This window comes from Bradyrhizobium sp. 21 (assembly GCF_023073335.1).
Classification (GTDB): domain Bacteria; phylum Pseudomonadota; class Alphaproteobacteria; order Rhizobiales; family Xanthobacteraceae; genus Bradyrhizobium.
This window is the reverse complement of sequence record NZ_JADPJG010000002.1, coordinates 773,664-793,308: the sequence shown is the minus strand read 5'-3', so window position 1 is coordinate 793,308 and position 19,645 is coordinate 773,664. Positions and strand designations below refer to the sequence as shown.

Genomic DNA, 19,645 nt, shown 5'->3' with positions numbered 1-19,645 from the left:
ACGGAGGGGAGCGGAGCCCCTCCGTTTGTTCGTGAGATGCGATGTTGTTCAGAACGGCGAATCCGGGAAGTAAAAATCTTTCGCGTTAGCCTTGGTGACCAGTGTGGCGTCGAGGATGTAGCTGCCACGAACCGGGGCCTGATTGTAAAAGTTAGCGGCAGTCAATTCCATGGCGGTTGCAACCATTGCCGGCGGGTAAAGCACGTCCACTGGGATCAGCTTGTCGCCGTCCATCACCTTCTTGACCATGTCCTTGGAGCCGGCGCCGGCGATGACATATTGAATGTCAGTCCGCTTCGCCTGATCGATGGCCTGAAGCACACCCACGGCCATGTCATCATCCTGGCACCACACCACGTCGATCTTGGAGAACTTGGTCAGGTAGTCCTGCATGACCTTGAAGGCATCGTCGCGATTCCAATTGCCGAACTGCTTTGCGAGAACTTTCACGCTGGAACCGGCGATGGCCTTGTCGAAGCCGTCCTGGCGCTGCTGGTCGATCGGGATCGGCAGACCGCGGATAACGGCGACCTGAGCATTCGGCGTGTTTTTCTTGATGTATTCACCTGCGGTGGCACCGAGTGCCGGATTGTTACCGGCGACATAGAGATCGCGAACCGAATTGTCGTTGTTGCTGGGTGCCCGGTCCACAAGCGCGACAAAAATGTTCTTGTTCTTCACTTCCTTGATGGCATTGACCAGGGGATCGGGATCGGATGGCAGGATGACCAGGGCGTTGATGCCCCGGGTCACCAGATCCTGTACGGCATTTGCCTGCGTTGCCGGATCGGGAGACGTCTTGACGATGACATTCAAGCCCGGATGCTGCGCCATCAGCAGCTTTGCCATCCGTTCGGCATGAAACACCACGCCGGCGGTCCATCCATGGTCGGCGGCAGGAATGGAAACGCCGATCGTCACTTTTTTGTCTTCGGCGTGAGCTACGCCCATCAGAGCCGCCATGGCGACAGCAAGGCCCAGTATTCGCTTACGCATGTCTTCCTCCCAAGAAGCGGGTCTTATGATCAGCGACCGGCGACCCGATACCCGGCCGTTTACGATTTCCGTACCAGGGAACGTTGGACCAGCATCGCAACGATGATGATGGCGCCCTGGATCGCGCCGATCAGATACTCGCTGACGAAATTCGAAAGCAGCATGATGTTGCCGACGATCTCGAGTATGAACGCCCCGCAGATTGTGCCCCAAACGCGGCCGACGCCGCCGCGCAGCGCGGTACCACCGACCACGACTGCGGTAATGGCCTGCAACTCCCACATCAGCCCTGTGGTTGCGGACGTGGATCCCAACCGCGGCACGTAAAGCAGACACGCCACGGCCACGCACAGGCCCTGGATGACGTAGGTCATCGTGCGCACGCGACCGACGGAGATGCCGGAATAGCGCGCCACGTCCTCATTGGATCCGACGGCCAGAACATGGCGGCCATAACGCGTTCTGCGCAGCACGAAGGCGCCGGCGCCGGCTGTGACGGCGATGATGATGATGGGCACCGGAATTCCCAGAACCGAGCCGAAATAGGCCGGCCGATACAGGGATTGGATGTCCGGAGACCGCAGCGTGATGGCACCGCCCTGCGACAACCATGTCGTGAGACCGCGATAGATACCCATGGTGCCGAGCGTGGCGATGAAGGGCTCGATGCTGCCCGCCGTGGTGATCAGACCGTTGGCAAGCCCACAGGCAGCGCCAATGAGCATGGCAAGCGCCATCGCGGCGGCCAGCATTGTCGCGGGATCGGCAATGACGCCGCTGTTCATGAACATGATCGTCAAGCTGGCGACGAACGCGACCATGGAGCCGACGGACAGATCCAGGCCGCCGGCCGATATCACAAAGGTCGCACCGACGGCGATGATGGCAATGAAGGCGCTGCGGGTGATGACGTTCAGGAGGTTGTCGATGCTGATGAAGTTCGGGTTCGCGATCGCCCCGAGCACCAGAAGAAGGGCCAGCGCCAGGAAGGGAGCGACGGCGCGCAGGTCGATGTCTTTCCAGGACTTCCGTATTTTTCGAGGATCTGCTGCGAAGTCGGTCATTTCGGTTATGCAGCCTCCCCGGATTTGACGCCAGTCGCCAGCACGACGATCTCGTTCTCGTTCATGTGCTCGCCTGCGACCGCGCCGACGATCTGCCCGGAGCGCATGACAATGATGCGGTCGCAGATGCCGATCAGTTCCTGCATTTCGGACGAGACGACGATGATGGAGCGCCCTTGCCCGGCGAGCACCGCGATGAATTTGTAGATCTGTTCCTTCGTGCCGATGTCGATGCCGCGTGTCGGCTCGTCGATGATGATGATGGAAGGGTCAGGCATCATCATCTTGGCCAGCAGCAGCTTCTGCTGGTTACCGCCCGAGAGCTGGCCGACGAGCATGTCCTTGCGGCTGGCGCGGATGTCGAACTCCCCGATCGCCTTGTCGAGCGCGACACGCTCCTTCGCCCGGTCGATCTGAAGCCCGCGCCGGAATTTGTCCAGCGAGGCGAGCGTCAGGTTGACACACATATCCTCGGCCAGCAGCAGACCCTTGCCTTTTCGATCCTCACTGAGATAGGCGATGCCGGCCTTCAGGCTGGCGTCGACATGTGGAAACTGCACTGGCTGGCCGTTGATGCGGATGACGCCGCGGCCGGGCCGCAGGCCGACGAGGCCTTCCATCAGTTCCGTCCGCCCGGCGCCGACCAGGCCGGCAAAGCCGAGGATCTCGCCCTTGCCCAGCTGGAACGAGGCATGTTGCGCGAAGTCGGGCACGGAAAAATCCTCGACCTCCAGGATTGTTTCTCGGGCGGCCGCTGCGTGGCGATCAGGATAGAGCTTGGCTACATCGCGACCAACCATCAGACGCGCCATATCGATCAACTGCAATTCGCTCGTTGAATGGCTGGCGACAACGCGGCCGTCGCGCAGCACGGTGACCTTGTCGGCGATTTGCTTGACCTCCGGCAGACGGTGCGAAATATAGAGGACGCTCACGCCCTTGGCGCGGATATCGGCGATGACCTTGAGCAATGCCCTGGTTTCGATTGGCGTGAGCGAAGCGGTCGGTTCGTCGAAGATCACCACGCGGTGCGGAACCAGAAGCACCCGTGCTATCTGCACGAGCTGACGTTGCGCGATCGACAGACGTCCCACCACGACATCGGGATCGACGTCGGCTCCGAGATTGCGGATGGCCTTGCGCGCACCCTCATTCATGCCGCGGTCGTCTACGACGATGCCCTTGGGCAGCTCCCGGCCGAGATACACGTTCTGGGCGACCGTGAGATCGGGCGCAAGAAGGATTTCCTGGTGAACCAGGACGATGCCGCGACGCTCCGCGTCGACCGGCCCGGTCAGCGTCGCGGTTTCGCCGTCGATCCGCAGCTCGCCGCGGGTCGGCTGCAAATGGCCGGCAAGCAGCTTCATGAGAGTCGACTTGCCGGCACCGTTCTCGCCGATAATGGCGTGAACCTCCCCAGGATACACCGCAAGACTGACGTCCTTCAGGACCTCCACCGGACCGAAGGACTTCGACAGCCCCACCGCCTCGATCATCGAGGCGCCGGTGGCGCCGGACAGATCGGCGGCGAGCGCCTTCATTCGACCTTGGTCCATACGTTGCCGGCTTTCGAAGACGCGACGGCCGCCTCGATGAAGCGCATGCCGGCCAAGCCGTCATGTACGGTTGGATAGATCGTTCCGACTTCGGGCGAAGCGCCGGTCCGCGCAGCGCGGATTGCGCGCGCAGCTTCGGCATAGATCGTGGCGAAGCCCTCCAGATACCCCTCGGGGTGTCCCCCCGGGAGGCGGGAGACGCGGGCAGCTTCAGGCTGCGCCCCGGCGCCGGCGCGGGTGAGCAATTGCTTCGGCTGGCCGAAACGGGTGAACCACAGATAGTTCGGGTCTTCCTGGATCCATTCCAATCCGCCCTTGCTGCCGTAGACGCGCAGCTTGAGGGCGTTTTCGTTGCCGACGGCGACCTGGCTCGCCCACAGCAGACCACGCGCGCCGCCCTGATAACGCAACATGATCTGGACGTGGTCATCGAGCAGGCGGCCAGGCACGAAGGTGGTGAGCTGCGCCAGGATTGCATCTGTCTTTAGTCCGGTGACGAATGCAGCGAGATTGTAGGCGTGTGTGCCGATATCGCCGATGCAGCCGCCGGCTCCCGAGCGCTTTGGATCGGTGCGCCACTCGGCCTGCTTGCTTCCAGAAAGTTCCGTGCGCTCGGTGAGCCAGTCTTGCGGATATTCGACCTGCACGACGCGGACGTCACCCAGCTCGCCGTTGGCGATCATGGCGCGCGCCTGCCTTATCATCGGATAGCCAGTGTAGTTGTGGGTGAGAACGAACACCTTGCCGCTGCTTTCCACGAGATCAACCAGCCGCTCCGCGTCCGCCACCGTGGTCGTCATCGGCTTGTCGCAGATCACATGGATTCCGGCCTCGAGGAAAGCGCGGGCCGCGGGCGCGTGCACATGGTTCGGCGTCACGATCGACACCGCCTCGATCCCGTCGGGGCGCGCGGCCTCGGCTCTCGCCATCTCCTCGAACGATCCGTACGATCTGTCGGCCGCGATTCCGAGTTCCACGGCCGACGCCTTCGCCCGCACAGGTTCTGAGGACAACGCACCCGCGACCAGCTCGAACTGCCCGTCGATCCGCGCCGCTATGCGATGAACGGCACCGATAAAAGCGCCTTGACCGCCGCCCACCATGCCAAGCCTGATGCGGCCGCCTGTGCTCTCGTACCCGCTTGCTTCAATCGCCATACGAGCCTCCTAAGCCAGGCCGAGCATCTTGCGGTTCGCCAGGTCGTCGGTGTCCGCCCCGGCAAAATCGTCGAAGGCGCGCTCGGTCACGCGGATGATGTGGTGTTTGATGAACTCCGCGCCTTCGCGCGCGCCGTCCTCGGGGTGCTTGAGCGCGCACTCCCACTCCAACACTGCCCAGCTGTCGAAATCATGGGTTGTCAGCCTGGAGAAGATGCCGCCGAAATCGACCTGTCCGTCGCCCAGCGAGCGGAACCGCCCTGCCCGGTTCACCCAGCTCTGGAAACCGCCATAAACGCCCTGTCGGCCCGTCGGATTGAATTCCGCATCCTTCACGTGGAAGGCCTTGATGCGCTCGTGATAGATGTCGACGTAATCGAGATAGTCAAGCTGCTGCAGCAGGAGGTGAGACGGATCGTAGAGCAAATTCGCCCGCGCGTGGTTCTTCACCCTTGCGAGGAACATCTCATAGCTGACGCCGTCATGCAGGTCTTCGCCGGGATGAATCTCGTAGCAAACGTCGACGCCGTTCTCGTCGGCATAGTCGAGAAGGGGGGTCCAGCGTCTCGCCAACTCATCGAACGCCGCTTCCACGAGTCCGGCCGGACGCTGCGGCCACGGATAGATATAAGGCCATGCCAGCGCGCCGGAGAAGGTGGCATGCGCCTGCAAACCGAGATGCTTCGATGCTCTCAGCGCGCGCTTCACCTGGTCGACCGCCCACTCAGTACGTGCCGAGGGGTTACCGCGCACATCCGGCGCCGCAAAGCCATCGAAGGCAGCATCATAGGCGGGGTGGACCGCGACGAGTTGGCCCTGGAGATGAGTGGAGAGCTCGGTGATCGCCAGGCCGTGCCCTGCGGCGACCCCGCTGATCTCATCGCAATAGGTCTTTGAATCGGACGCCTTCTTCAGATCGAACAGGCGCGCGTCCCAAGTCGGGATCTGCACACCCTTGTAGCCGAGCGACGCCGCCCACCCGCAGATCGCGCCAAACGAGCTGAACGGCGCCGCGTCGCCAGCGAACTGCGCCAGGAAAATGGCCGGGCCCTTGATCGACTTCATGAGCTTTCCTCCCGAACGTCCCATAGGGGTTTACATAGGTCGCACTGAAATCACGGCAGGTTGTCCCGCAGAAAGATATCGATACGGATGCGCTCCTGATCGGGGCTGATGGGCTCACCCGAACAATGCGCGAGCAGAATTCGCGCCGCAGACCGGGCCTCGTGGCCGGGATTCTGGTTGATGATGGCATCGAGCGCACCGCGGACCAGGAAACGCCGCGTGTGCTGGGTCAGCTCATGGGCGATCCAGACCACCTCGCGCGCGCGGCCAAGATCCTCGAGCGCATCGGCGATACCGCGGTTTCCGGCGCCGCAGCAATATATTCCGCGGAGATCGGCATGGCGCGCGAGCAACGCGGCAGTGAGCTGTTGCGTGCGCTCGCTGTCGTCGCGGCCTTCAATGACCGGCAGTCCGACCAGATTCGGATACTCGCTGGACAGGATCTGGTGAAAGCCGAACTGCCGCTCGGCGTGATCGCGCAGCGACAACGATCCCGCGATCACGGCAACCGTTCCCTCGCGGCCGGCCAGGAAACGTCCCATCAGCGTTGCCGCAGTTCGCCCCGCGGCCGGATTGTCGATACCGACATAGTGCAGGCGGCGCGAGCTCGGTGCGTCCGACACAAGGGTCACCACGACTACCCCGCGCGCGGCGAGTTCGTCGATTGCGTCGCGCACCTTGGGATGGTCGAGCGCGACGACGGCCACGCCCTGATAGGCCGGCGACAGATTTTCCAGCGCGCCAGCGAGGACATCCGGATCGAACACGTCGACATGGAGGATATCGATGAAGCCACGCTGGCTGGCGAGCCAACCTGCGGTGCGCTGGACCTGCTCGGTCAGGGCGGTCATGAAGCTGTTGCTGCCGGTCGGCAGCACGAAGGCGAAGCGGTATGTCTGCCCGCGGGCGAGCCGCGCGGCGGCGACGTCAGCGCGATAGCCGAGTTTTGCTACCGCGGCTTCGACACGCGCAACGGTCTTGGCGCGCACACCCTCGCGCCGGTTGACGACGCGATCGGCGGTCGCGAGGGAAACGCCCGCCGCGCGCGCGACGTCCTCAAGCGTGGCGCGAACCAGCGGCTGGGTCGCACCGGCCCTCATGAGCGCGCCGCCCACAGCATGCCGCGGGTCATCAGAGTCCGGAGCTCAGGTACGTCGAGCTCGTAGGCACGGTGGCCAAGCGAGGAGTAGAACACCCTGCCGGCGCCGTAGCCCTTCTTCCAAACCACGGGCATCACCACGCCATCGATCCAGGGCGCGTGCTCACCTGTGAAGGTGGTCGTCGCCAACACCTCGTTGGCGGGATCGACATGCATGTAATACTGCTCGGAGCGATACTCGAAGCTCTTCAGACCCTTCATGATGGGGTCGTCCGGTTTCGTCACGTCGACCCTATAGTCGATGATGTTGCCGGGATGGGCCACCCACTGCCCGCCGCACATGAATTGGTAGTCGACGGAGTCACGGAAGGCATCGCACATGCCGCCATGATGGCCGGCAAGCCCGACGCCGTGACGTACGGCCGCGCAGAGATTGAGCGCTTCCGCCTTCTCGATCTTCGACATGGTGTAGATCGGGATGATCAGCGACAGATCGTGGATCGCAGGATCGGCGAATGCCGCCGTCGTGGTTTCGATCCGCACTTCGAAGCCTTCCGCCTTCAGCCAGCCGCGGATCATCGAAGCACAAAGATCGGGATCGTGTCCCGGCCAGCCGCCCCAAACAATCATTGCCTTACGCATCGTCGTTCCCTCAGTCGATCTGCCCCGTTTCACGTCCGGCCGGCAGCATCGCCGGTCGCTCGACGCGGTTCTCGATTTTGACGCGCCGCCCTTCGTCGGCCGAGGTCTGGAACGCCTCCATCACCTCCAGCACGTGGAATGCGAGCACGCCGCTGGCGCGATGCGGGCGGTTGTTCAGGATCGCGGAGGCCATGTCGGCGACGCCGATGGAACGGAACTCGCCTTCAACATGACCGTGCGTCAACGGCACCGTCTCCCATTCACCGCCGGTCTTCGCGACCAGCACCTCGCCGCCGAAGCGGTTCGGGTCCGGCACCAGCATGCTGCCCTTGTCGCCATAGATCTCGATCGGCGCTTGCCGGTGTTTCGGGACATCGAAGCTCATCACGATCGAGACGACCGCCCCGCTTTCGAATTCGAGCATCCCGACCACATGGGTCGACACCTCGACTGGGATCAAGGTGCCGTTCATCGGCTGGCTGGTGACCAGACGCTCCGATTTCGGGCGCGCCGTCGAGCCCATCACGCTCGCGACCGGACCGAGCAGCTGCACGAGATCAGTGATGTAGTACGGGCCCATGTCCAGCATCGGCCCGCCGCCGCGCAAGTAATAGAAGCCCGGCGCCGGATGCCAGCGCTCGTGGCCGGGGCAGCCAAAGAAGGCGCTGCCCGCTACGGGCGTGCCGATCGCACCGTCGTCAATCAGCTTGCGCGCGGTCTGGTGCCCACCACCGAGGAAAGTGTCGGGCGCGCAGCCGATGCGAAGGTTCTTCTGCGCGGCAAGTTCCATCACCTTGCCGGCTTCCGCGACGTTGATCCCGAGCGGCTTCTCGGAATAAACGTGCTTGCCGGCGTTGAGCACCGCGAGACTGACGTCCGTATGGGCGAGCGGCACCGTGAGATTGACAACGACCTCGACGTCGTCGCGCTTGAGCAGTTGATCAACCCGCATCGCCGGCAGCCCGAAGGCCGCGCCCTGCCGCTCCGCAGCGTCGCTGCGCATATCGGCGAGCGCCTTGATTTCGATGACCGGAAAGCGCTGGGCCGCCTTCAAATAGGCGGTGCTGATATTGCCGCAGCCGATGATTCCGATGCCGACTTTTCTCATTTCGATCTCCGTGAAGTACCGTTCATCCCTTGACCGCGCCTGCGGTGAGGCCCGCGACGATGTGCTTCTGAGCCAGAAGAAACAGAATGATGGTCGGCAGGATGGTCAGCGTGATGAAGGCCAGGATCAGGTGCCACTCGGACGAATACTCGCCCTGATAAACCATGATGCCGAGCGGCCATGGATACAGCGAATCGGTGTTGAGCATCACCAGCGGCAACAGATAGGCGTTCCAGCTATTGACGAAGGTGATGGTACCGACGGTCGCCAGGATCGGTCGGGACAGCGGCAACGTCACGTAGCGGAAGAATTTGATATAGCTGCAGCCATCGACCAGCGCCGCTTCGAGCAATTCATGGGGAATGTCCTTGAAGAAGCGCCGCAGCAGCAGCACGCTCATGGCGAGGCTGAAGGCCGCCTGCGGCAGCGCAACGCCGAAATAGGTATCGAGCAGTCCGAGATCGCGCACCTTGATGAACAACGGCAGCACGGCAGTCGCTGCCGGAAACAGCAGGCCGAGCGTGAGATAGCTCAGCAGCATCGAGCTGCCGTAAAACTTGACATGGGCGAAGGTGAACGCCGCCATCGAGGCTGTGATCAGGGTCAATGTCACCGTGAGCATCGAGATGATCAGCGAATTGCGCAAGAGCTGCCAATAGCGCGCGGAGAGCAGGATATCGGCATAATTCTGCCATTCCCAGTGATGTGGCAATCCGAACGGATTTACCCGCAATTCGCCGAGCGATTTGAAGCCGCCGAGCAAGGTCGCGAGCAGCGGTACCAGCACGAAGATGGCAACGATGGCGAGGAAGGCTGCCTTGAACGGCACAGCGGGATCGAATGGCGTGCGGGTGGTCTCGGCGTTACTCATCGCGCATGAACCATCGCTTGTACGTGAAGGCAAAGGTGACGCAGATCACGAACAGAATGACACCGATGGCGCTGCCATAGCCGACCCGCATGCGCGAGATGCCGTTGTTGTAGAGGAAGCTCACCATGGTGTTGGAGGAATCCGCAGGTCCTCCGCGCGTCAGCGGCATGACGAGGTCGAACAGTTGCAGCGAGCCGACGATGGCGAAGAACACCGAGAGCCGGATCGTCGGATAGAGCAAGGGAATGACGACATGGCGCAGGGCTTGCGAGCGCGTTGCGCCGTCGATCCGCGCCGCCTCGATCAGGCTCTTGTCGAGGCTCTGGAGCGCCGCGATGAACAGCATCATGTGGAAGCCAAAATACTTCCAGACGATCACGATCAGCACCGCCAGCATCGCCGTGTCGGTCGAGGCGAGCAGATGCGGCGGCTCGGCGCCGAAGCCCCGCCAAATGGAGGCGACGAGACCGTAGTCGCCGTCATAAACGAAGCTGAAGATCAGCCCGGTCGCAATCTCGGCCAGGATATAGGGCATGAAGAACAGCATGCGCAGCGCCACCGCCCCACGAAACCGCTCGGCGAGCATCAGGGCCAGCGTCAGCGCAAGCGGCAGCTGGATCGCGAGCGAAACAGCAATGATCAGCCCATTGTTGCGCAGCGCGAGCCAGAAGGCGCGTGTCTCCAGCACGAAGCGGTAATTGTCGAAGCCGATCCAGTTGGTCGGCTTGCCGAACCCGTTCCAGTTGAAGGCCGAGTACCAGGTGGCCTCACCGATCGGCAGCACCACGAACAACGTGAACAACAGCAGTGCCGGCGGCAGGAAAAGGATCACGACGGTGAAGCGGCCGTCCCAGCTCGGGCCGCGGACTGCAGCCTGCGGGACCGTCTCGCCGGCAACGCCCATCGCCGACACGATCGCGATCCGCCGCGCCACCGTCAATTGCCCTGCTTCCACGCCGCCTGGATCGCTTTCGCAGCGTCCTGCGGGCTCATGCTGCCGCCGGCGATCTCCGCGGTGACGTCGTTGACGACACGGCCCACCGAGGGGCCGAGACTCTGGTCATAGAAGTTCTGGTGGTAATTCGACTTCGCCAGATTGGCGGCGATCAGCTTCATGAAGGAATTGTTGAGGCCGGCATCCGCGCCCTGCACCACCGGAATGATAAAATTGCCAGCCGCAAGCCGCGTCTGCACGTCCTTCGAGACGAAGTATTTCAGGAAATCGACGGCTTCCTTCGGCGAGCCTTTGGTGATCAGCCAGCCGGTGATGCCGCCGAGTGTATCCGTCGGCGCGCCCTTGCCGCCTGATACGACCGGGAAATCGAACCAGCAGATCTTGTCTTCGCTCAATCCGACCTTGTCGGCGGCGAGCGCGCGCTGCAAATGATAAACGGTGCTGATCGCGAGCGTCATCGCCGCCTTGCCGTCGCCGAAATAGCCAACGGCCTGAGGGTTCTTGAAGCCGAGAAAGCCGTTCTGGAACGGCTGGAGATCAATGAGCTGCTTGAACAGCTCACCGGATTTCTGGAAGGTCTCGCCGGCAAAGCCGCCGTCCTCGCCGCGCAGCGCCGCATCGAACGCCGCCTTGCCGCCGAGGCGCACCGCAAGATGCGTCCAGTAGAAGTGCAGCGGCCATTTGTCGGCGCCCCCGACCACGATTGGGGTCACGCCGGCCGCCTTCAACGTCTTCACGGCAGCAAGCAGATCTTCCCAACTCTTGATGGCGGCAGGATCGACCTTCGCCTTGGCCATCAGCTCCTTGTTGCAGAGGAAGCCAACTTGCGACAGCGCAGTCGGCAGACCATAAACGCGGCTACTGCTGGTAAACGCGGCAAGCGCCGCCGGTGTTAGACTGTCGCTGTAACCCTTCACTTGATCGGTGATGTCGTCGAGCACGCCGGCCTCGATCTGCGCCTTCAGGACACCGCCGGCCCAGCTGTAGATGATGTTCGGCCGGTCCTTGGATTGCAGGATGGTCGGCAGCTTGGCCTTATAGGCCTCGTTCTCGAGGAACTGCATCTCGACCTTGACGCCCGGATGCGACGCCTCGTAGGCGCGCGCAACCTCCTCCCAGATTTTCACCTGGGCCGGATTGGTCTCGATGTGCAGCCACTTTACCGTCGTGTCGGCTGCCGCGGCGTTGGCCAAAAGAAGACATACGGCAGCGGCGAGCCCCAGTTTCCCGAGCAGTCTCATCGCATTCCTCCCAACCGGCTTTTATTCTTTGACTGCAATCCTGCCCTCGATTTTTGAGGTGCGCAACTAAAATTCTGCTCTATGCACCTCACGAACGGACTGACTAAGGTCCCCGCAAGAGCGGACGTCGCATCGCAGGCAAATCGAGAGGTACCCATGGCCGCCGTTTATTCCGACCTCGCTGGCAAGGTCGTTCTCGTCACGGGTGGCGCAGCTGGAATTGGCGCTGCGATCGTGCGGCGCTTTGCGCAGCAGAACTCCAATGTCGTGTTCTTCGACATCAAGTTCGACGAGGGCCAACACCTGGCACGCGAGCTGTCGGATCAAGGTCTCAGCGCGCATTTCAAGCGCGTCGACGTGACCGATACCGCCGCGTTGCGGGCCGGCATCGCGGAGGCGCGCAACGAGCACGGCGCGATCAACATTCTCATCAACAATGCCGCGCACGACGAACGGCACAACACCGAGGAGATGACGCCCGAGTACTGGGACGACCGCATCGCGGTGAACCTGAAGCACCAGTTCTTTGCTGCGCAAGCCGCGTTGCCGGACATGAAGGCGGCGAATGCCGGCATCATCATCAATTTCGGCTCGGTGTCGTGGATAGCCGGACAAGGCGGCATGGCTGCCTACACCGCCAGCAAATCAGGCGTGATCGGTCTCACACGCTCTCTCGCGCGCGATTACGGCTCCTACAATATTCGCGTGAACGCGATAGCGCCGGGATGGATCATGACTGAGCGCCAGATCGAGAAATGGATGACGCCACAGGGTGAGGTCGAGCTGATGCAACGGCAATGCCTGAAGCGCAAGCTCGCGCCCGACGAGGTCGCGAAGTTCACCGTCTTCCTCGCTTCCGACGAGGCCTCCGCCTGCACCGCTCAGCATTACATCGTCGACGGCGGCTGGGTCTGAGATGCGTTGAGGATGGCGGGGACCGCAAGGCTAGAGCGTTGTTCGATCGGTTCGAAAGTGTCCTGCGGCACCGAACTGGTTTGAGACCTCTTGCGACGCATATATTTGCTTACGATGCCAATGACGCATCGATGTTCTTGCGACGCCGGCGCAGTCTGCTCCCCGGTGGCCTCGAAGGCGCGAAGTCGGGACATGAAACGCTACGCCGCTGGAGCCTCAATGGCCCGACACCGATGGAGCGCGTTCGCGTTCTCGATCCGGCGCCTGATCAAAGCACGATCGAACTCACTCATCGACGCGCCCTCGAGCTACTACCCGCACTGAGGGACACGAAGGTCACTGCTGCATGGGCGGGCTACATCGATTCCACGCCTGAAGGTCTGCCCGTTATAGGCCCGGTGCCGAGTTTCCCTGGTTTGATATTGGCGGCGGGCTTCAGCGGCCACGGCTTTGGCATCGGTCCGGGAGCGGGCAACCTGATCGCCGACATCGTGACCGGCGCGGCGCCAATCGTGGATCCAAGACCCTACCGGCCCGATCGCTTCGCGGGACTCAGTGTAGGAAAAGTGTCGGACTTCTAAGGTGACGCAATCTAGGCCGAGCTGAGCGCCTCGCATTAATGGAGCAAGCGGCACTATCGCAATCGTCCAACGCACATTTCAAGGCTCAGACACACCTCAGCACTCTCGCGGTTCAATTTGCCCGAGCTTTGCTTGATCTCTACTCTCTTGCCACCCTCTTGATCCGAGAGGGCGCAGGGAAGGCCGGGTGCTGACCTCGCACCCGCGGTCCGCTGCGCGAAAAGCACACGCAGGAAAACCGCACAGCAGCATACAGGTGGTGTGCCAATCACTCGGCCTTCCCTGCGCGGTGGCTTTACGGCTTATGCCGTGCTCTCCCAGGAGCCGAGTTCCTGCTGGCCTCCCTCACTCTCACGAAAGTCACGGCACCGCGCCGGTTGACGCGAATGCCGCCTCCGCAAGAGCTTGACCGTAGCAACGACGGCCAGGACCACACGGTTTTGCCGTACGCACGGCTCGCTTGCTCACCGCATTATCTCCCGGATTTGTCGACGTTGCCGGAAGAATGCTGGCGAGACGAGCCTGACAGCGCCGCTCGTCTGGCACGAAGCCTGAGGGCTCACGGAGAGCAATCCGCCCTGCCCTTAGCCTCGTGCCCGAACGCTGTCGCGTCCACCGCAAGCCCGGCTCGCGAAAATGACGACCACATGATCGCCCCTCTTGGTCGAGCCGGGATGGGCGACACATACGACAAATCCGAATTTCGGCAAAGCGAAATATTTAGCCGGTAGGCGTTGACAGCGGGCGACACAAGCCGGGACCGCGTCTGATACGCATCAGGATGAGACGTGGTTCGGCATCAGAAATCAGGACCACGTTTCTCGGGACAACCTGTCACAGAAATTATCGGTGTCTTACTTACGGGTGCAGTCCGGTCCAGCACTGTCACCGTAATTACGGGAATTTGTTCCCGGCACGTTTTGCATTCAAAGCAATCTCATCTCGTCGTCTTCATCCCATTCGAGATCGCAGAGGACCTCAATTTCAATCGAGGTCTCGCCGTTGAAGTGTTAGCACTCAGCGAGTACGCTTCTTGATCGTTAGCCTACTTCGGAGTTAGGCCACGCTCCTTCCGCCATTTCTCCCTTGCCACGGGATCATCATGATCATACTTGATAATTATCTCGACGTCCTGATAGTTGCTTTTTTGAAGACCGACACCCGATATGTTCGGTATCGTGACTTGTAACTTGCGAGGTGAAAGCCAATTTACGATTGGGCGAGCCTCAGACCGTCCGTAGTAATCAACGACAAGAACGTCGTTCTCGTATTCTGCTTTCTCGAATCGACTACCAAGCGGAATTTCTTTCGTCTTACTAAATCGCTCTAGCCGAACTGTATCCGTCGATACGGCGACTTGGCCCGATGTACACATGCCCTCCTGAACTAAGGCGACCCACGCCTGATCCGGCGATACCGACTTCGCTATCGTTTCACGTTCGCATGAGAGAACGTCTTGCGCCACTGCAGGTCCCTCCAAAAGCAATCCCATTGCGCCAACGATTAGGCATCGATAGACAACGGCCGACCTCGGCCAAGCGCTGCTTGAACTATGGCGTCCCATTGATCCGACCCGATTGAAAGAGCTGATACCCCAACTTTGTATTGAAGACGTTGCGGGCAGGCAGAGACTTGTACGTTGCATCCATCTGGACGTTGCCAAAATTAGACTTGGCCCATGCGTAGTTATTCTCAACGCTAAGAAGTGTAGGTTCAGGTATTCCTGCCGCGGCAGCAAAAAGTCCTATGCCGACCGTTGCATAGTCGATGAACGCGGGGGTGGGCAAGCGATCTGTATCAACTCTTTGCACGTCCCAACTCTTTCCTTGTCCAAATTTCCCTAAATCGAGATAACCACCCTTTTTACCTTCGTCGACAAAGAATGCTGGATCGACATCGCTCGGGCGCATCATTGGTTGCCCCAAGTAGTCCAATACTTGCTGACCTTGATCATCTAAGAATGGCACGGCTTGACGGCTTTTGAACTGAGAGTTGAACAAGTAGCCAAACGCACCGGTAACGGCTCCGTTCGCGAACTTGCCGCCCCCTGCAACCGACGCCACACCACCGAGGACCGTGTTGGCAGTCAGCGCCGCGGCACCGTCCAGCTTATTGATGGTGGGTCGCGCTGCAGCAGTCACCCCAGCCGACAACGCGCCGGACTGACAGCTTCCACCGGAAGCGACCGATGACCCGCATCCAACGGCCGCATGACCTGCCACATTGAATGCGTATTCGGACGTACCAAAAGCAGGCTGAATATGGTTGGTGAAGCTAAAGGACGACGGATCTCCCGTCGCGACGACATTAGTCAAGCCGCCCACCACGGCGAAGGCGAAAGCTGTTGCCCCTGCAATTAATCCCGCCTTGAGCGCCTGACTTAAACTCCCTCCCGATATGCCTGTCACGATGGCGGAGCCAGCAAAAGCCGCAAAGTATGGGCCAATCAGCGGCGTCAGAGCCACGGTGATCGCGATTTGCGCGATCGCCATGATATTGTTCTTGATGAAATTGCCGACCGCTGTGAACGCCTTGCCGATCCAGCCGAACCAGTTCGAGAACCAGCTGAACCCGTTTGGATCTGTGAAAGCGAGCGGGTCGTTGCCGACGTAGGAGTACCGGTTCCAGCCCTGCATGTTCATGGGGTCGGTTACCGTCGGATCGGCCGAGGTGAACCTTGCCAGCAGAGGATCGTAGACGCGCCCGTTGAGATGCACGAGGCCGCCGATCGAGAGCTGTTCCTCGCCGGTAAAGCCGCGCGTGGACTGGCTGCTGATGCTGCCGGTGGTGTCGTCAGTGCCGTTCGGGTTGCGCCGCTTGCCCCAGGCGTCGTAGCTGAGGCGCTCGACCACCAGCGCGTTCTCATTGGTGATGACCGAGATCGAGCCGAGCTGGTCGGTGTGGAAGTAGCGCGTCGTCAGTGTTTCGGACGCCGTCTGCAGCGTGCGCATGCCGACCTTGGCATTGCCGACCGCGAGAAGGCGGAGTTGCAACTATCTAGCGGCGGCGAGCGCGTTCGGCTCGGCGCGGCATGAGCGCCGCACCAGAAACATCGAACACAACCCCATGCACAGTAGCCGCGGCCCCGCGGGATCAACGACTTATGCGCGTTACGGTGCGGTTTGACTCGTCGGGCAAAACAGGGGCATTACGTCATCTTGGGAAAATCCGTCGGAAGCGTTGTCGGGGCTCTCCACTCGGGCCGCCTGCCCCGGCGTCTCGCCCCCGGCGAGCGCGTGCTTCTCGTCATCCGCCTGGAACGGCTTGAGCTTGCGGGGATCAAGTTTGGGTCTGGGCTTGCGATTCAATCCCTTAGGCCCGTGAGCTTCCCCGCCTTGATCCAGTCATGCAGAAGCTTGCGCGCTATCCCGAGCTTGGGGCCACAGGCAGGACGCCTCCGCCGCCTTCAGCACGCTTGATCGCCTTCAATTTATAGGCCGTCGGAAATTTGTCTGCCATCGGTCATCCTCGGGGACAACCTGTAGGCTCACACACCGATCAATTCGATAATTTTAGAGACGCCGTTGTCCTCCTAGCTCCTCGGCTTGGCGAAATAGGGCCTCTATTCGATTGACCACACTGTCGTACGCTGCGCCGGCCTCTGCATCATTCTCGCGGCGGGCTGCCTGTCGTGTCTCGCAACCCAATGCCGTTGAGACAAACTCAAGAAGCGCCTCCTCCAGCTGTGGATCATGCTTGGTGGGCGGCGGACTGTTCAAGATGACGGCGTACCGATCTTGAGAGGGCGGCAGATCGTTGAAGTTGATTATACGACGAGAAGCATCGAGGCCAATAATCTCCATTCTCTTTATAAATATGCGATGCTCTCGTTGAATACGGGCCTGATTGAGCACTTTGAAACCTCGCTCTCGCAGGAATTTTTCAATGTCCTCCTCCAACAGCGCTTGATCTTTCTTGCAGACAAATTGAAACGATAAGTCTGCACGTACGACATTTGACTCAGAATGGACCTGCGTGATGGAGAACGTGATCATGGCCAGGCAGGTTCCAATCAATAGCAATCGCTTCTTCATCATGTCCGCTCATCGAGGAGGAGGAGGCGCGTTCGGGTTTGCAATAGCGCCGTAGGATGACCACTGGCCCACCGAGCTAACATATTGCCCAATTGCAAGATCGCGGAGCAGAAAACCACCTTTTCCAGCAACCAAGTTCACTTCGGCCATGAAGCTGGATGTGTTCATGCCTGCCCCGACAGTATCGATGAAAATCGTCGATCCTTCAACCACCACGGTTCGTGTGACGCTGCCACAGCAAAACATATGCTCACTCTCGGTCACGTTCGTAATGGAGAGATTATCAGGGTTTGCGTATGTTCTGATCGGGTTGCCCCCTATCACCATATACCTAGTGCCGCTCTCAATCACGCTTCCCTCCGGCTGTCCCGGAAATGCATTGCGTAACAGGCCGTCATATACGACGCTTGCGGTGCAGCCTGCTTCGGAGGTATCGCAGATGCGCGCTCGATTTGCATAAGAGTGCGAGGCTTCATTGAATAGATATCCGAACGCACCCGTGATCGCACCATTCGCGAACTTGCCGCCGCCGGCAACCGAAGCAAGGCCGCCAGCTACCGCAGAAACTATGGTACCCCCCATTCTGTCACCGAGATCGGCCTGCGGATGGGGGAAAATTGAACTCGTCAAAGGCGACAACGCCGAGCCGACTGCCCCCGACAATGCTCCCGATCCACACGAACCTCCCGACGCCACCGACGATGCGCAACCTACCGCGGCGTGGCCAGCAATGTTTTCAGCATAGGCAATCGGATTCTTCAGCCCCTGAGCAGCCCCTGGCGTCAGACTCCCGATCTCATAGAACGCGAACGCGGTTACACCAGCGATTAGCCCGGCTTTCAATATTTGACCCAGATTACCACCGGATAGGCCTGTAGCGATGATTGCGCCGCCCACGGCCGAAGCCACTGCAACCCCTCCTTGAGTCAGGAGTCCGGCTAACGCCCCGCCCGGTCCAAGTATCGACGATAGTAAGATCGTCGCGCCGATCTGGAGGATCGCCCTGGCGATAGCGTTTGTCGCGAAAAAGTGCGTGACGGCGTGGACGGCACTGGATATGCCGCTGCCGATATGCTGCCAGAAGCAGCCGAGGAAGCAGTGGCCGGACGGATCGGTGAAGGTCAGCGGATCGTTGCCGACGTACGAGTAACGGTTCCATCCCTGCGTGCTGTAGGGGCTTTCGATCATCGTGTCCGCGGACGTGAACCTCGCCAGCAACGCGTCGTAGACACGCCCGTTGAGGTGCACGAGACTGCCAACCGAGAGCTCTTCCTCGCCAGTGAATCCGCGCGTGGTCTGGCTGGTGATGCTGCCCGTGGTATCGTCGGTACCGTTCGGATTGCGCCGCTTGCCCCAGGCGTCGTAGGAGAGCCGCTCCACCACAAGGGCGTTCTCGTCGGTGATGACCGAGATCGAGCCGAGATGGTCGGTGTGGAAGTAGCGCGTGGTCAGTGTCTCGGAGGCCGTTTGCAGCACCCGCATGCCGACCTTGGCGTTGCCGACCGAGAGATAATCGGTCCACTTTTGCGAGACCTGGCCGGGGTTGGCGACCTCGGCCAGCACACCGAATGCGCCGATGTAGAGCGTGGTGCCCTCCGGCGTCACCTGCTTGACGCGCTGGTGCTCGGTATCGTCGACGAAGCCAATGGTGCGGGTGCCCTGCGTGATCGACGCCGGCTTGTTGTAGGAGGTCCAGGCAATGGTGCGGTTCAGCCCCGAGGTCTGGTTGCCGTTGAGGTCGTAGGTGAAGGTCGTCGAGATCAGCCCGTTGGTGACGCTCGAGACCGCATGCGGCAGCGCTTGCCCGGCCGTGGGATAGTTGTAAGTGCCGACGTCGGACTTCGTCAGCATGTTGCCGATCGCGCTGTAGCTGAAGGTCTTGGCCAGCGGCGTCGGCGTCAGGCTGACCGTCGAGGAGGCCAGCCGGTTCAGCGTGTCGTAGGTGAAGGTCTCCGAGAGGTTGGTATTGGCTTCGCTGCGCGACAGCGGGTTGCCGAGCTTGTCATAGGTGTAGGACAGGTTCTGCACCGCGGTGCCGGCGCCGCTGCCCGTGGTGAGGCCGCTCAGCCGCCCGGTGGTCGGTTCAAAGCTGCGATTGGTGACGAGGCCGTTGCCCGAGGTGAGCTGCGTCAGATGCCCTTCGGCATCCATCGCGTTCGCGGTCCAGTAGGACTGGCTGGTCGCATCGTCGGAGAGCTGATTAGCAAAGCCGAGCGTGTTATAGCCGTAGCGCGCGGTGAAGCCGGAGGGGTAGCTGACCTTCGTGAGGCGGCTTTGGGCATCATAGGTGGCGCCCATCACATAGGTCGAGCCGTCGATGGTGGTCGAGACCTGCGTGGGGCGGCCGAGCGTGTCGTAGGA

Annotated in this window: 15 protein-coding genes and 1 pseudogene; 2 read left to right on the top strand and 14 right to left on the bottom strand. The window is 61.1% G+C overall.

Translation table 11 applies throughout. The annotated features are described in order from the left end of the window. Positions 1-48: 48 nt before the first annotated feature. The 11 genes from IVB31_RS03555 to IVB31_RS03505 are packed head-to-tail and all read right to left on the bottom strand — an operon-like array spanning position 49 to position 11,754. The gene (locus tag IVB31_RS03555; protein WP_247318574.1) at positions 49-996 is read right to left on the bottom strand and encodes a substrate-binding domain-containing protein; all 948 of its coding nucleotides are present in this window, start codon (positions 994-996) and stop codon (positions 49-51) included. 59 nt (positions 997-1,055) lie between these two features. Then, positions 1,056-2,060 (bottom strand): ABC transporter permease, encoded by a 1,005-nt coding sequence (locus IVB31_RS03550; protein ID WP_247318571.1) that lies wholly within the window; start codon positions 2,058-2,060, stop codon positions 1,056-1,058. Between the two features lie 5 nt (positions 2,061-2,065). Next, entirely contained in the window at positions 2,066-3,601 is a 1,536-nt protein-coding gene (locus IVB31_RS03545; RefSeq protein WP_247318569.1) for a sugar ABC transporter ATP-binding protein, read from the bottom strand. After that, positions 3,598-4,773 carry a Gfo/Idh/MocA family oxidoreductase gene (locus tag IVB31_RS03540; RefSeq protein WP_247318567.1) on the bottom strand — a complete coding sequence of 392 codons (1,176 nt, stop codon included), beginning with the start codon at positions 4,771-4,773 and terminating at the stop codon, positions 3,598-3,600. Before IVB31_RS03540 ends, IVB31_RS03545 begins: the two co-directional genes overlap by 4 nt. Before the next feature lie 9 nt (positions 4,774-4,782). Beyond that, entirely contained in the window at positions 4,783-5,838 is a 1,056-nt protein-coding gene (locus tag IVB31_RS03535) for a sugar phosphate isomerase/epimerase family protein (protein WP_247318565.1), read from the bottom strand. 50 nt (positions 5,839-5,888) lie between these two features. Beyond that, positions 5,889-6,938, bottom strand: a complete 1,050-nt coding sequence (locus IVB31_RS03530; protein WP_247318563.1) for a LacI family DNA-binding transcriptional regulator — start codon at positions 6,936-6,938, stop codon at positions 5,889-5,891. Continuing rightward, complete coding sequence (locus IVB31_RS03525) at positions 6,935-7,579, bottom strand: ThuA domain-containing protein (RefSeq protein WP_247318561.1); 645 nt, start codon at positions 7,577-7,579, stop codon at positions 6,935-6,937. The genes IVB31_RS03530 and IVB31_RS03525 overlap by 4 nt, the downstream gene beginning before the upstream one ends. Before the next feature lie 10 nt (positions 7,580-7,589). Next, positions 7,590-8,687, bottom strand: coding sequence for a Gfo/Idh/MocA family oxidoreductase (locus tag IVB31_RS03520; protein WP_247318559.1), 1,098 nt, complete (start codon positions 8,685-8,687; stop codon positions 7,590-7,592). 22 nt (positions 8,688-8,709) lie between these two features. Further along, positions 8,710-9,558: a carbohydrate ABC transporter permease gene (locus IVB31_RS03515; RefSeq protein ID WP_247318557.1), complete on the bottom strand. Its 849-nt coding sequence runs from the start codon at positions 9,556-9,558 to the stop codon at positions 8,710-8,712. Beyond that, entirely contained in the window at positions 9,551-10,492 is a 942-nt protein-coding gene (locus IVB31_RS03510; protein WP_247319412.1) for a sugar ABC transporter permease, read from the bottom strand. Before IVB31_RS03510 ends, IVB31_RS03515 begins: the two co-directional genes overlap by 8 nt. A gap of 2 nt (positions 10,493-10,494) precedes the next feature. Next, positions 10,495-11,754: an extracellular solute-binding protein gene (locus IVB31_RS03505; RefSeq protein ID WP_247318556.1), complete on the bottom strand. Its 1,260-nt coding sequence runs from the start codon at positions 11,752-11,754 to the stop codon at positions 10,495-10,497. 156 nt (positions 11,755-11,910) lie between these two features. Here IVB31_RS03505 and IVB31_RS03500 point away from each other — a divergent pair, with 156 nt between their 5' ends. Continuing rightward, positions 11,911-12,669, top strand: a complete 759-nt coding sequence (locus IVB31_RS03500) for an SDR family NAD(P)-dependent oxidoreductase (RefSeq protein WP_247318553.1) — start codon at positions 11,911-11,913, stop codon at positions 12,667-12,669. A gap of 131 nt (positions 12,670-12,800) precedes the next feature. Then, positions 12,801-13,250: pseudogene (locus tag IVB31_RS03495) on the top strand (FAD-binding oxidoreductase); the annotation flags it as partial. A 1,550-nt stretch (positions 13,251-14,800) separates the two neighbouring features. Here the strand turns inward: IVB31_RS03495 and IVB31_RS03490 are convergent. The 3 genes from IVB31_RS03490 to IVB31_RS03480 form a co-directional block, all read right to left on the bottom strand. Further along, positions 14,801-16,201 carry an RHS repeat-associated core domain-containing protein gene (locus IVB31_RS03490; protein ID WP_247318550.1) on the bottom strand — a complete coding sequence of 467 codons (1,401 nt, stop codon included), beginning with the start codon at positions 16,199-16,201 and terminating at the stop codon, positions 14,801-14,803. A 561-nt stretch (positions 16,202-16,762) separates the two neighbouring features. Next, positions 16,763-17,287 carry a hypothetical protein gene (locus tag IVB31_RS03485; protein ID WP_247318546.1) on the bottom strand — a complete coding sequence of 175 codons (525 nt, stop codon included), beginning with the start codon at positions 17,285-17,287 and terminating at the stop codon, positions 16,763-16,765. A 6-nt stretch (positions 17,288-17,293) separates the two neighbouring features. Beyond that, positions 17,294-19,645 (bottom strand): RHS repeat-associated core domain-containing protein (locus IVB31_RS03480; protein WP_276576603.1); only part of this gene is annotated, 2,352 nt, incomplete at its 5' end.

Excerpts from the sequence above, each read along its gene's own strand:
- IVB31_RS03555 (WP_247318574.1), bottom strand. The coding sequence starts at position 996 with ATGCGTAAGCGAATACTGGGCCTTGCTGTCGCCATGGCGGCTCTGATG.
- IVB31_RS03550 (WP_247318571.1), bottom strand. The coding sequence starts at position 2,060 with ATGACCGACTTCGCAGCAGATCCTCGAAAAATACGGAAGTCCTGGAAA.
- IVB31_RS03545 (WP_247318569.1), bottom strand. The coding sequence starts at position 3,601 with ATGAAGGCGCTCGCCGCCGATCTGTCCGGCGCCACCGGCGCCTCGATG.
- IVB31_RS03540 (WP_247318567.1), bottom strand. The coding sequence starts at position 4,773 with ATGGCGATTGAAGCAAGCGGGTACGAGAGCACAGGCGGCCGCATCAGG.
- IVB31_RS03535 (WP_247318565.1), bottom strand. The coding sequence starts at position 5,838 with ATGAAGTCGATCAAGGGCCCGGCCATTTTCCTGGCGCAGTTCGCTGGC.
- IVB31_RS03530 (WP_247318563.1), bottom strand. The coding sequence starts at position 6,938 with ATGAGGGCCGGTGCGACCCAGCCGCTGGTTCGCGCCACGCTTGAGGAC.
- IVB31_RS03525 (WP_247318561.1), bottom strand. The coding sequence starts at position 7,579 with ATGCGTAAGGCAATGATTGTTTGGGGCGGCTGGCCGGGACACGATCCC.
- IVB31_RS03520 (WP_247318559.1), bottom strand. The coding sequence starts at position 8,687 with ATGAGAAAAGTCGGCATCGGAATCATCGGCTGCGGCAATATCAGCACC.
- IVB31_RS03515 (WP_247318557.1), bottom strand. The coding sequence starts at position 9,558 with ATGAGTAACGCCGAGACCACCCGCACGCCATTCGATCCCGCTGTGCCG.
- IVB31_RS03505 (WP_247318556.1), bottom strand. The coding sequence starts at position 11,754 with ATGAGACTGCTCGGGAAACTGGGGCTCGCCGCTGCCGTATGTCTTCTT.
- IVB31_RS03500 (WP_247318553.1), top strand. The coding sequence starts at position 11,911 with ATGGCCGCCGTTTATTCCGACCTCGCTGGCAAGGTCGTTCTCGTCACG.
- IVB31_RS03490 (WP_247318550.1), bottom strand. The coding sequence starts at position 16,201 with ATGCGCACGCTGCAGACGGCGTCCGAAACACTGACGACGCGCTACTTC.
- IVB31_RS03485 (WP_247318546.1), bottom strand. The coding sequence starts at position 17,287 with ATGATGAAGAAGCGATTGCTATTGATTGGAACCTGCCTGGCCATGATC.